The 12120-nt window shown below is 74.5% G+C and carries 12 protein-coding genes; 9 read left to right on the top strand and 3 right to left on the bottom strand.

Annotated elements, in window-relative coordinates; all coding sequences use genetic code 11:
• Positions 1 to 25 precede the first annotated feature (25 nt).
• From zapE to JOE68_RS07040, 3 genes are all read left to right on the top strand, one after another.
• Positions 26 to 1024 (top strand): cell division protein ZapE, encoded by a 999-nt coding sequence (gene zapE, locus JOE68_RS07050; RefSeq protein WP_204841526.1) that lies wholly within the window; start codon positions 26 to 28, stop codon positions 1022 to 1024.
• Positions 1025 to 1082: 58 nt separating this feature from the next.
• Positions 1083 to 1325, top strand: a complete 243-nt coding sequence (locus JOE68_RS07045; protein WP_239563047.1) for a DUF3040 domain-containing protein — start codon at positions 1083 to 1085, stop codon at positions 1323 to 1325.
• Positions 1326 to 1484: 159 nt separating this feature from the next.
• Entirely contained in the window at positions 1485 to 3113 is a 1629-nt protein-coding gene (locus JOE68_RS07040; protein WP_204841524.1) for an ABC-F family ATP-binding cassette domain-containing protein, read from the top strand.
• A gap of 21 nt (positions 3114 to 3134) precedes the next feature.
• On the opposite strand, the gene JOE68_RS07035 is transcribed toward JOE68_RS07040, so the two are convergent.
• Together JOE68_RS07035 and rocD are read right to left on the bottom strand one after the other, a co-directional pair.
• Positions 3135 to 4508, bottom strand: a complete 1374-nt coding sequence (locus tag JOE68_RS07035) for a DUF2252 domain-containing protein (RefSeq protein WP_204841523.1) — start codon at positions 4506 to 4508, stop codon at positions 3135 to 3137.
• A 162-nt stretch (positions 4509 to 4670) separates the two neighbouring features.
• The gene (rocD, locus tag JOE68_RS07030; RefSeq protein ID WP_204841522.1) at positions 4671 to 5888 is read right to left on the bottom strand and encodes an ornithine--oxo-acid transaminase; all 1218 of its coding nucleotides are present in this window, start codon (positions 5886 to 5888) and stop codon (positions 4671 to 4673) included.
• A 141-nt stretch (positions 5889 to 6029) separates the two neighbouring features.
• Here rocD and JOE68_RS07025 point away from each other — a divergent pair, with 141 nt between their 5' ends.
• From JOE68_RS07025 to JOE68_RS07000, 6 genes are all read left to right on the top strand, one after another.
• Positions 6030 to 6935: a PPK2 family polyphosphate kinase gene (locus JOE68_RS07025; protein ID WP_204841521.1), complete on the top strand. Its 906-nt coding sequence runs from the start codon at positions 6030 to 6032 to the stop codon at positions 6933 to 6935.
• A 145-nt stretch (positions 6936 to 7080) separates the two neighbouring features.
• Positions 7081 to 8130, top strand: coding sequence for a lactonase family protein (locus tag JOE68_RS07020; protein ID WP_239562161.1), 1050 nt, complete (start codon positions 7081 to 7083; stop codon positions 8128 to 8130).
• A gap of 46 nt (positions 8131 to 8176) precedes the next feature.
• Positions 8177 to 8911: an SGNH/GDSL hydrolase family protein gene (locus tag JOE68_RS07015; protein WP_204841520.1), complete on the top strand. Its 735-nt coding sequence runs from the start codon at positions 8177 to 8179 to the stop codon at positions 8909 to 8911.
• A 242-nt stretch (positions 8912 to 9153) separates the two neighbouring features.
• Positions 9154 to 9948, top strand: a complete 795-nt coding sequence (locus JOE68_RS07010; RefSeq protein WP_346039065.1) for a HipA family kinase — start codon at positions 9154 to 9156, stop codon at positions 9946 to 9948.
• Complete coding sequence (locus JOE68_RS07005) at positions 9932 to 10321, top strand: DUF3037 domain-containing protein (RefSeq protein ID WP_204841519.1); 390 nt, start codon at positions 9932 to 9934, stop codon at positions 10319 to 10321. The genes JOE68_RS07010 and JOE68_RS07005 overlap by 17 nt, the downstream gene beginning before the upstream one ends.
• A gap of 75 nt (positions 10322 to 10396) precedes the next feature.
• The gene (locus JOE68_RS07000; RefSeq protein WP_204841518.1) at positions 10397 to 11407 is read left to right on the top strand and encodes an LCP family protein; all 1011 of its coding nucleotides are present in this window, start codon (positions 10397 to 10399) and stop codon (positions 11405 to 11407) included.
• Positions 11408 to 11459: 52 nt separating this feature from the next.
• On the opposite strand, the gene JOE68_RS06995 is transcribed toward JOE68_RS07000, so the two are convergent.
• Positions 11460 to 11606, bottom strand: a complete 147-nt coding sequence (locus tag JOE68_RS06995) for a hypothetical protein (protein WP_204841517.1) — start codon at positions 11604 to 11606, stop codon at positions 11460 to 11462.
• Between the last annotated feature and the right edge of the window lie 514 nt (positions 11607 to 12120).

Genomic DNA, 12120 nt, shown 5'->3' with positions numbered 1-12120 from the left:
CCCAGCACGCCGTTACGCTTCGGGCATGTCAGCCCCCCGCCTGTCCGACCGCGACCCCCGCGTCGAGCCGGACGAACTGGTCCGGGCGATGGTCCCGCCGCCCCGCTTCGACGCCGTCCGGTTCGACACCTACCTGCCCAACCCGGACGAGCCGAGCCAGGCCGCGGCGGTGGCGGCGTGCCGGTCGTTCGCCGAGCGGGTGCCGGAGGGGCCGAAGGGCTGGTTCGGCTCGCTGTTCCGCAAGGGCGGGCAGGACAAGCCCGGCCTGTACCTCGACGGCGGGTTCGGCGTCGGCAAGACCCACCTGCTCGCCTCCACCTGGCACGCCGTGCCGGGCCCCAAGTCCTACGGGACGTTCGTGGAGCTGACGAACCTGGTGGGCGCGCTGGGCTTCGCCGAGACCGTGGCGCGGCTGTCCGGGCACGAGCTGCTGGCCATCGACGAGTTCGAGCTGGACGACCCGGGCGACACGATGCTGGTGACGCGGCTGATCAAGGAGCTGTCCGCGGCGGGCGTCGCGGTCGCGGCGACCTCGAACACGCTGCCGGACAAGCTGGGGGAGGGCCGGTTCGCGGCGGCGGACTTCCTGCGCGAGATCCAGTCCATGGCGGAGAAGTTCACCGTCGTGCGCGTGGACGGCCCGGACTACCGGCACCGCGGCCTGCCCGACGCGCCGGAGCCGATGGGCGACGGGGAGCTGGCCGCGAAGGCGGAGAGCACGCCCGGCGCGACCCTCGACGACTTCGACGACCTGTGCGCGCACCTGGCCCGCCTGCACCCCTCGCGCTACGGGCGGCTGCTGGACGGCGTCACGGCCGTGCACCTGCGGGGCGTGGCGCCCGCGCCGGACCAGGCGGTGGCGCTGCGGCTGGTGGCGCTGGGCGACCGGCTCTACGACCGCGACATCCCGGTGGCGGTGTCCGGCGCGCCGCTGTCGGAGCTGTTCACCGACGAGATGCTGCGCGGCGGCTACCGCAAGAAGTACCTGCGGGCGGTATCCCGACTGGTAGCCCTTTCGCGTTAGCCCCGGCCCCCGTTCGCGCCGGTTTTCGGGGGTGGGCGCCGGGTATCCCGCATGCGTGATGAGCGATGCGGAGCGCCGGACGCTGAACGAGATAGAGCACAGACTCGCCGTGGAGGAGCCTGCACTGGCCAACGCGCTGGTCGCCGGTCGCCCTCGCCACCCCACCCTGTCCTACGCGCTGGCCGCCACGTTCGGCGCGCTGGGGGTGCTGCTGCTGACCCTCGGCTCGCTCGGGCCGGCGCTCGCGTCCTTCGGGTGCGCGGCGGTCAGCGTCCTGCTGCGCGGCTTCACCCTGCGCTGAGCCCGACCCCGCGCCGAGCCCGATCCCGCGTCGAGCCCCGTCCTGCGCCGAGCCCGCCCCCTGGTGGGCGCCACCCCGACCTCCGCCGCCACCGGCCGTCCGCACGGCCAGGCGCGAGCACGCGAAACTCGGTGGCCCCGCGGGCCGTGACCGGCGACGATGCGCGGTGTGGGATTCCTCGACGCGAACGGCCTCGCCTTCCGCCTGCCCGACGGCCGCGAGCTGTTCCGCGACGTGTCGTTCAAGGTCGGCCAGGGCTCGGTGGTCGCGCTGGTCGGCGCGAACGGCGTGGGCAAGACGACCCTGCTGCGCATCCTGTCCGGCGAGCTGGCGCCCGCCGCCGGCGGCGTGCGGGTCCAGGGCGGGCTGGGCGTGATGCCGCAGTTCGTCGGGTCGGTGCGGGATTCGAGCACGGTGCGGGACCTGCTGCTGGCCGCGTCGCCGAAGCCGCTGCGGGACGCGGCGCGGGAGCTGGACGCGGCCGAGCTGGCGCTGATGGGGACCGACGACGAGCCGACCCAGCTGCGCTACGCCGGCGCGCTGGCCGACTGGGGCGAGGCCGGCGGCTACGAAGCCGAGGTGCTGTGGGACACGGTGACGGTGGCGGCGCTGGGCGTGCCGTTCGACCGGGCCCGGTTCCGCGAGGTGCGCACGCTGTCCGGCGGCGAGCAGAAGCGGCTGGTGCTGGAGGCGCTGCTGCGCGGGCCCGAGCAGGTGCTGCTGCTCGACGAGCCGGACAACTACCTGGACGTGCCGGGCAAGCGGTGGCTGGAGCAGCGGCTCGCCGAGACCGACAAGGGCGTGCTGCTGGTCAGCCACGACCGCGAGCTGCTCGCCGTCGCCGCGACGCACGTGGTCACCGTGGAGGCGCACTCGGCGTGGACGCACACCGGGTCGTTCGGCACCTGGCACGCCGCCCGCGCCGCGCGCGTCGAGCGGCTGGCCGAGCTGCACCGCCGCTGGGACGAGGAGCACGAGCGGCTCCGGGAGCTGGTCCGCACCCTGCAGGTGCAGGCGAAGACCAGCGAGGCCGTCGCCGCGAAGTACCGGGCGACGCGGTCGCGGCTGGAGCGGTTCGAGGCGGCCGGCCCGCCGCCGGAGCTGCCGACCGAGGAGCGGGTGGCGCCGCGGCTGCGCGGCGGCCGGACCGGGCTGCGCGCGATCACCTGCGCCGGGCTGGGGCTGACCGGCCTGATGAAGCCGTTCGACGCGGAGATCTTCTTCGGCGACCGGGTGGCCGTGCTCGGCTCCAACGGGTCGGGCAAGAGCCACTTCCTGCGGCTGCTCGGCGGCGGCGACGTCGCGCACACCGGGGCGTGGCGGCTGGGCGCGCGGGTCGTGCCGGGCCTGTTCGCGCAGACCCACCAGCACCCGGAGTGGATCGGCCGCACGCTGGTGGACCTCCTGTGGCACGGCGACGACGGCCGGGCGGGCCGCGACCGCGGCGCGGCGATGGCGGCCCTCGACCGGTACGGCCTGGCGCGCTCCGGCGACCAGCGGTTCGAGTCGCTATCGGGCGGCCAGCAGGCCCGGTTCCAGGTGCTGCTGCTGGAGCTGTCCGGCGCGACGCTGCTGCTGCTCGACGAGCCGACCGACAACCTCGACCTGAACTCGGCGGAAGCGCTGCAGGACGCCCTGTCGAGCTTCACCGGCACCGTGGTGGCGGTCACCCACGACCGCTGGTTCGCCCGCGCCTTCGACCGCTTCCTGCTGTTCCGGTCGGACGGCGAGGTGGTCGAGGTGCCCGAACCGGTCTGGGACGAACAGCGGGTGGACCGGGTGCGCTGACGCGCCTCCCGCCGCCCGCCCCTAAGCCGGGTCCGCGGGCAACCGCCCGGCCTTCACCGCCTTGACCACCTCCTCGTGGTCGGCCGTCGTGCGGTCGGCGTAGTCCACCGCGTACCGGGTGAACGCCTCGTCCAGCTCGTCCCCGCCCGCGCAGTACCCCGCCAGCAACCGCGGGTCGACCGACCGCGAGTGCGCCCGCGCCAGCAGCGCGCCCGCGAACCGGCCGTAGTCGTCCAGGTCGTTCCGCTTGAGCGTGGTCGCGTCGATCCCGCCCTTGCGGTTGCGGAACTGGCGGACGATGAAGTGGCGCTCCCCGATGGTCGTCCACCCCAGCAGGATGTCGGTCTCGGCCTGCACGAGCCGCGCGCCGTGCACGACCCGCTTGCCCTCGTGCTTGGCGTCCGGCACGTCCAGGAACGGGGCCAGCGCCGACCGCCTGGCCTCCTTCACCTGCAGGACCAACGCCTCGTCCCCGTTGCCGTGCAACAGGACCAGGTAGTTGCGCAGGCCGACGCTGCCCGTGCCGACCACGCGGAACGCCACGTCGGACACGCCGTAGCGCATGATCAGGTCGTAGCGCGACTCGCGCAGGGTGTCCACATAGGATGGAAGGGCGTCCACGACGGACTGCGCCTCGGCGTCCGGGATCCGGGTCAGCACGGGCGGGTCGGCGATGAAGCGCCAGTGCTCGCCCTCCCGCCGGGTCCACTTGGCGGCGACCTTCGCGCTGGTGTTCTTGCGCGCCTTGGACGCGGCCTTGCTGAACTCGTCGAGCAGGTCGTCGGCCTGGGACCGGCTCAGCACCGACTCGTCGCCCAGCGCGCTCCACGACTCCAGGAACGGCAGCTCGGCCAGGTGCCGCGCCGCGCCGCGGTAGGCCCGCACCGCGTCCGACGCCGCGTCGCGGCAGCCCCTCTCCGACACGCCGCCCTCGCGGCCGGCGAGGACGAGCGACGTGGCCAGCCGCTTGAGGTCCCACTCCCACGGTCCGGGCAGCGTCTCGTCGAAGTCGTTGATGTCCATCACGATCCGGCCCTCGGGCGTGCCGTAGAGGCCGAAGTTCGCGGCGTGGGCGTCGCCGCACAGCTGGGCGTCCAGCCCGCTGCGCGGCCCCACCGCCAGGTCGCCCGCCATCAGCCCCGCGCTGCCCCGGAAGAACGCGAACGGCGACGCCGCCATCCGACCGACGCGCAGCGGCGCCAGCGCGGGCAGCCGCCCGGCGTTCGAGGCTTCCACGTACCGCACCACCGACGGGCGGTCGGGCGCGAGCGCCATCGCCCGGTGCGCCCCGTGCGGGACCGCGTCGCGCAGCGCGCGCCCCCGCGCCAGCACCTCTTCCGGCTCGGTCCAGCGTCCCAACGCGACAGCCGCCTCGGCCCGCCTCTGTTCACCCATACCGGAGATGTAGCACGCGGGAGCCGCCGGACACCTCCCACGCGCACCAGTCGTGACCTGCGGAATCGGGCTCACCGTGCAAAGCGGGCACGCCCCGCGCCCACCGCGTCCGGGCGGTCGCGGAGCGTGCCCGCCGCGACCGCCGCGACCGCGACCGCCGCGTCAGCGCGTCAGCACCTCGGCGATGGCGTCGACGCCCCGGTCCAGCTCCTCCTCGGTGACCACCAGGGGCGGCGCGACGCGGAGCGTGGTGTCCTGGGTCTCCTTGCACAGCACGCCCCGCTGCACCAGCGCCTCGGACGCCTCGCGCCCGCGCGGCCCGCCGGGCGCGATCTCCACGCCCGCCCACAGCCCGCGCCCGCGCACCTCGGCGACGCCCCGCCCGACCAGCTCGCCCAGCCGGGCGTGCATCCGGCCGCCCAGCTCGCGCGACCGCTGCTGGAACTCGCCGGTGGCCAGCAGCCGCACCACCGCGCGGCCCACGGCGCACGCCAGCGGGTTGCCGCCGAAGGTCGAGCCGTGCTCGCCGGGCTTGAGCACGCCCAGCACCGCCCGGCTGCCCACCACCGCCGAGACCGGCAGGATGCCGCCGCCCAGCGCCTTGCCCAGCGTGTACAGGTCGGCCCGCACGCCCTCGTGGTCCAGCGCCAGCAGGTCACCGGTGCGGCCCAGGCCGGACTGGATCTCGTCGGCGATCAGCAGCGCGCCGCGCTCGTCGCACAGCGCGCGGATGCCCGCGAGGTAGCCGGCCGGCGGCACGACGACGCCGGCCTCGCCCTGGATGGGCTCGATCAGCACGGCGGCGGTGCGGTCGGTGATCGCGTCCGCCAGCGCGTCCAGGTCGCCGTACTTGACCGCCCGGAAGCCGGGGGTGAACGGCCCGAAGTCCGCGCGCGCGGTGCTGTCGGTGGAGAACGACACGATCGTGGTGGTGCGGCCGTGGAAGTTGGAGCCGGCGACGACGATCTCCGCCGCGCCCTCCGGCACGCCCTTCACCCGGTAGGCCCACTTGCGGGCGACCTTGATGGCCGATTCGACGGCCTCGGCGCCGGAGTTCATCGCGAGCACCATCTCGGTGCCGGTCAGCTCGGCCAGCTCGCGGCAGAACAGGCCGAACTGGTCGTGGTGGAACGCGCGGCTGGTCAGCGTGACGCGGCCGAGCTGCTCCACCGCGGCGGCCACCAGGTCGGGGTGCCGGTGCCCGAAGTTGAGGGACGAGTAGCCGGACAGGAAGTCCAGGTAGCGGCGCCCCTCGACGTCGGTCACCCAGGCGCCCTCGCCGTGGGAGATCACGACCGGCAGCGGGTGGTAGTTGTGCGTGCTCCACTGGTCGTCGAGCGCGATGAACTGCGCGGTGGCCGGTGCGGCGATGGCGGTCATGTCACCAGGCTAGAGGGGTCAGGCTGGCGATTTCATCCGTGGAGCGTTGCGCATCAGGTGTAATCGTTGCGCAGTTCGACGTCTGAGCGGCGAAGTGTTGCGCACCCGGCGGGGCGAAGATCGCGCGGTTAGAGTCCGACGATGGCGAAGAAGACCGCTACCACGGCGAAGAGGTCCGCGGCCGGGAAGGCGGCCCGGCCCCGTTCGGCCGCCGACGCCTTCCGGGTGGTCCCGGAGGACTTCGACCTGGCCGCGCTCGACCCGGCCGCCACGCCCGTCGGGCCCCGGTCCAAGGTCGCCGCCGCCGAGCGGGTGCGCGAGGTGGGCGCGGCGCTGGACGTGCTGCAGGAGACCCTCTACGCCGAGGGGACCGGCGGCGGGCGGCGGCGGGCGCTGCTGGTGCTGCAGGGCCTGGACACCTCCGGCAAGGGCGGCACGATCCGGCACGTCGCCGGCCTGGTGAACCCGCAGGGCCTGCACATCGCCTCGTTCAAGAAGCCGACCGCCGCCGAGCTGCGGCGCGACTTCCTGTGGCGCGTCCGCAGGCAGGTGCCCGCGCCGGGCCGCATCGGCGTGTTCGACCGCTCGCACTACGAGGACGTGCTGGTCGCGCGGGTGGACGGGCTGGTGCCCGCCGCCGAGTGGCGCCGCCGGTACCGGCTGATCAACGAGTTCGAGGCGGAGCTGGCCGCGAGCGGCGTGACGATCGTCAAGTGCTTCCTGCACATCTCGCCGGAGCGGCAGAAGGAGCGCCTGGTCGCGCGGCTGGAGAACCCGGCGAAGCGGTGGAAGTACGACCCGCACGACCTGGCGGTGCGGGCGAGGTTCACCGAGTACCAGGCGGCCTACCAGGACGCGCTGGTGCGCTGCTCGACGACGGTCGCGCCCTGGTACGCCATCCCGTCGGACCGCAAGTGGTACCGGAACTGGGCCGTCGCCCAGCTGCTGCGGGAGGCGCTGGAGCAGATGGCGCCGACCTTCCCCGAGCCCTCGTACGATCCACTGGTCGAATTGGCTCGTCTCCGGGAGGCCGACCCGTTGCGCTGAGCGCAATCTTCATTGCACCTATTGCCCTCCCGGAGTGGTCTAGTCCACTGTGGGAACCGCCGCGGGCAAGGTGGAGCGGAGGTCTGACGTGACAGTGGACAGGCGGCGGTTCCTGGGGGCCGTGGGCGTTGGAGCGGGGTTGCTGATGACCGAGGGTGTCGCCGGGGCGCGCGCGGAGGTCCGGGTCTACCTGGGCACCTACACGACCTGGTCGGGCGGTGGCACGGGTCTGGGGCTGGCGTCCTACGACGCGGCCACCGGCCGGCTGCGGTCGACCGGGGTGGTGGCGGGCGTGCCGAACCCGTCGTTCGTGATCAACGCGGGCCGTCGGGTCTACGCGGTCAACGAGCAGTCGAAGGGCACGGTCACCGCGCTCGCCGTGGGCGCCGACGGCGTGCCGAAGGTGCTCAACGTGCAGAGCACCGGGGGAGCGGACCCGTGCCACCTGGTGCTGCACCGCGGGCACGTGCTGGCCGCGAACTACAGCTCGGGCAGCGTGTCGGTGCACCCGGTGCGCCCCGACGGCGGCCTGGGCCCGCGCACGGACCTGGTGCGGCACAAGGGTTCCGGCCCCGACCCGGACCGGCAGGACGGCCCGCACGCGCACCAGGTGGTCGTCGACCCGGCCGGCGCGTTCGTGCACGCCGTCGACCTGGGCGCGGACGCGGTGTTCGGCTACCGGCTCGACGGCGGCAGGCTGACCCGCGTGTCCACCGCCCGGCTGCACCCCGGCGCCGGGCCGCGGCACCTGGCGTTCCACCCGTCCGGTCGGCACGCCTACATCGCGAACGAGCTGGACTCCACGGTCGTGGTCGCCTCCTACGAGCGCGGTGCGCTCACCCCGGGCCGGAAGTTCGACACCCTGCCCGCGGGCGCGCCCACGACCCCGCGCAACTACCCGGCCGAGGTCGTCGTCTCGGCCGACGGCCGGTTCGTGTACCTGTCCAACCGGGGCCACGACAGCGTGGCGGTGTTCGCCGTCGAGGACGGCGGCGCGTCGCTGCGGCTGCTGGAGGCCACCCCGGTCGGCGGCGACTTCCCCCGGCACATCGCCCTGGACCCGACCGGCGGCCTGCTGTTCGCGTCGAACCAGAACTCCAACACGGTGACGACGTTCGCGGTGGACCGCGCGACCGGGCGGTTGAAGCTCACCAGCACGTTCCCGGCGCCGATCCCGGTGTGCGTCGCCCTATAGGGGCACACCGCGGGCGCGGGACCGTCCACAGTGGTAACTCCGGTGCATGAACATCCTGCCCGCACTGCTGGTGGCCGCCCTGACGCCCGCACCGGCCCCCGTCGCGCCCGAGTACGTCGCCTTGGGCGACTCCTACGCGGCGGGGGTCGGCGCGCACCGCGAGGACTGCGGGCGCACCGCCAACGCCCACCCTGCGCTGTACGCCTCGGCGAAGGGGCTGGAGCTGGTCTTCGCGGCCTGCGGCGGCGCGACCACGGAGGAGGTCGAGGAGCAGGTCGAGCGGATCACCCCGGAGACCTCGCTGGTCACGCTGACGGTGGGCGGCAACGACGCCGGGTTCACCGACGTGCTGACCGCGTGCGTGCTGCGCGGCGATGAGGCGTGCGAGCGCCGGGTCGCCGGCGCCGAGCGGTTCCTGCGCGAGGAGCTGCCCGAGCGGCTCGACGAGCTGAACGCGCGGGTGCGGGAGCGCACGTCCGCGCCGGTCGTCGTGCTGGGCTACCCCCGCCTGTTCGCGCCGCGCGGCGGTTGCTCGCTCAGCGTGGACAAGCGGGCGGCGCTCAACCGGGCCGCCGACGTGCTCAACGAGGTGGTGCGCGCCCGCGCCGAAGCGGCCGGCTTCGGGTTCGCCGACGTCCGCGACGCCTTCGAGGGGCACGGCGTGTGCTCCGACGACCCGTGGATCAACGACCTGTCCCTCACGATCAGCGACTCCTACCACCCCAACTCCGACGGCCACCGCCTCGGCTACCTGCCTGCCCTGACGCGGGCGGCCCCGTAGCGGGAAACCCCCGGCAGGAACCCCGCTGCAGCAACCCGCTGCAGCAACCCGCTGCAGCAACCCGCTGCGGGAAACCCCGCGGCGGGAAGTTCCGGCGCGGGCGGCCCCGCGGGCCCCGGGCTCGGAAACCCCTGGCGCGCAACGCTCCGCGGGCCCGGCCCGCCCGCGGGTCCGCCCGCCGCGCCGCGCGCGGGCGTCAACCGGTTGGCGCCGGTGGCCCGCGACCGACGATGATGCCGGGCGTGAACGCCACGAACGGGCTGCGCACGGTCGCCGCCACCCGCTACGTCACGCCCTTCCGGGAGGGCGGCTCCCTGCCCGGCCTGGTCGAGGCCGACGACCTCGGCATGTACGTGCTGAAGTTCCGCGGCGCGGGCCAGGGCGTGAAGGCGCTGATCGCCGAGGTGGTGGTCGGCGAGCTGGCCCGGCGGCTGGGCTTCCGCGTGCCCGAGATCGTCCTGGTCGACCTGGACCCGCAGCTGGCCTCCGCCGAGCCCGACCAGGAGGTGCAGGAGCTGCTGCGCGCCAGCGGCGGCGTCAACCTGGGCCTGGACTACCTGCCCGGCTCGTTCGACTACAACCCGGTGGTGCGCGAGCCGTCCGCGGAGACGGCGGCGCGCCTGCTGTGGCTGGACGCCCTGACGCTCAACGTCGACCGCAGCTGGCGCAACCCCAACACCCTGCTGTGGCACCGCGAGCTGTGGCTGATCGACCACGGCGCCTCGCTGTACTTCCACCACTCGTGGCGACCCGACCGCTTCCCGGCCGCGACCTACCGCTTCGACGCCGCCGACCACCTGATGACGCCCTTCGCCGGGCCGCTGGCCGAGGTCGACGCGGAGCTGTCCGCGCGCGTGACGCCCGAGCTGGTCCGCGAGGTCCTGGCGCTGGCGCCCGACGAGTGGCTCGCCCAGGACGAGGTCTTCGGCACGCCCGATAAGGTTCGCGCAGCCTATGAGCAGTTCTTCGCGACCCGCCTCGCCCAGCCGCGCGCCTGGGTGGACGCCCTGGAGGCCGCCCGTGCCGCACGTGTTTGAGTACGCGCTGCTGCGCGCCGTGCCCAGGCCGGAGCGGGGTGAGTTCGTCAACGTCGGCGTGCTCGTCTACTGCGCTCCGCTGGACTACCTCGGCGCGCGCGTGCACGTCGACGAGCACCGCCTGCGCGCGCTCGACCCGTCCGCGGACGTCGAACTGCTCCGGGCGCACCTGGCGCACCTGGGGGTGTCCTGCGACGGCGACCCGAAGGCCGGCCCGGTGGCCGCGACCACGCCCGGCCGGCGGTTCCGCTGGCTGACCGCGCCGCGCAGCACCGTGATCCAGACCTCGCCCGCGCACACCGGCCTGACCGACGACCCGGAGGCGTCCCTGGAGCACCTCCTGCGCACGCTGGTGCTGCCGCCGGGGCACTAGGCTGGCAACCTCGCGGCGCACACCGCGTCTTTAGGTGCGAGACGCAAGCCAACACACGGGATCGGGGTCGCTGACATGAGCGCCGGCTACCACCAGGGGTACCAGCGGGCGGGGTACCGGCCCGCGCCCAAGCGCCGCAAGCCCAGGGTCGGCCGGATCGTCCTGGTGGTCCTGGTGCTGCTGCTGGCGCTCGTCGTCGGCCTGTGGGTCTACGTCGACTCCTCGCTGCGCCGCATCGACGCCCTGCCCGACTACGAGGGCCGCCCCGCGGACACCCCCGGCACGAACTGGCTGCTGGTGGGCTCGGACGCGCGGGACGACCTGAGCGAGGAGCAGAAGTCCGCGCTGGCCACCGGCGACGCGGGCGGGCGGCGCACCGACACCATCATGGTCCTGCACATCCCGGACGGCTCCGGGAAGGCGACCCTGGTGAGCGTGCCGCGCGACTCCTACGTGGACATCCCCGGCAACGGCAAGAACAAGATCAACGCGGCGTTCGCGTTCGGCGGCGCGCCGCTGCTGGTGCAGACCGTCGAGGGCGCGACCGGCCTGCGCGTCGACCACTACATGGAGATCGGGTTCGGCGGCTTCGCGGGCATCGTCGACGCCGTGGGCGGCGTGGACATGTGCATCGAGGAGCCGATGAACGACCCGCTGGCCGGGCTCGACCTCCAGCCGGGCTGCCAGGAGCTCGACGGCGCGCAGGCGCTCGGGTTCGTCCGCACCAGGGCGTTCGCCTCGGCCGACCTCCAGCGCGTGCAGAACCAGCGCGAGTTCCTCTCCGCCCTGTCGGACAAGGCGACCAGCGCCGGGACGCTGATCAACCCGTTCCGGGCGTTCCCGCTGCTGTTCGCGGCCACCGACTCCATCTCCGTGGACGACGACGACCACCTGCACGACCTGGCCGGCATGGCGTTCGGGATGAGCGGCGGCGTGGACAACGTGACGGTGCCGGTCGGCGGCACCCCGACGGTGCCGGGCGCGGGTTCGGTCGTGCAGTGGGACCGCACCAACGCCCTGCGGCTGTTCGGCGCGCTGGAGAAGGACGAGCCGGTGCCGGCCGACCTGCTGCAGCAGCCGAAGTAGGCCGGTCCGCCGCGGTCGGGCCCGCCGGCGCGCCGGGCCCGCGCCGCGGCCGTCAGCCCCCGGCCGCCGGCGCGGCGGGCGTCGTCCCGGCGGCGGCCGGCGCGGTGGCGCCCGCGTCGTCGGCCTCGACGTTCGCGCTGGCCTCGATGATGCCCTGGAACTCGCGCAGCAGGTCGTCGTAGATCGGCGTGAGTGACACTTAGTAACCCCCTCAGTCTGGTTCGTCCCCCGATCGGGCCAAGGCAGCCTACTCATGATCGGGTGTCCACTTCACCCGGTATCGGGCAACTGCCCCGCCGTCTCGCTAACGGGCGACTAAACGCGCCCGGAAGCCGCAGGTCACGAGCGGGTCGGGCGCCGGGGCGCACCCGGCCGCGGGCGCACCCGGCGGCGGGCGCGCCCCGGCGGCGGGCGCGCCCCGGCGGCGACGGGGGCGGGGCCGCGGCGCGCGACGGCGGAGCGCCGAGCCGGCCCGCACCGCGCAAGCGCTCGCGACCCCGCCCGGCGACCGCGCCGACGCCGGCGGGCGACCCCGGCCCGGCGCTCGGCCACGAACGGCCAGAGGGGAGTTCCGCCCGCTGGACCGGGCGTCCCCCGTTCGTGCCACCCGGACGACAGCGGGTCAACGGCCCTCAGCACCGGCGCGGTTCACCCGCACGAGTTGTGATCGGTGGGCGATCGGGGGCGGTCCGCCTCACCGAAGTGGCCCTCGT

Source organism: Saccharothrix algeriensis (genome assembly GCF_016907655.1).
Taxonomy (GTDB): Bacteria; Actinomycetota; Actinomycetes; order Mycobacteriales; family Pseudonocardiaceae; genus Actinosynnema; species Actinosynnema algeriense.
The sequence above is the reverse complement of the archived record's forward strand: the minus strand, read 5'-3'. Positions and strand labels throughout refer to the sequence as shown.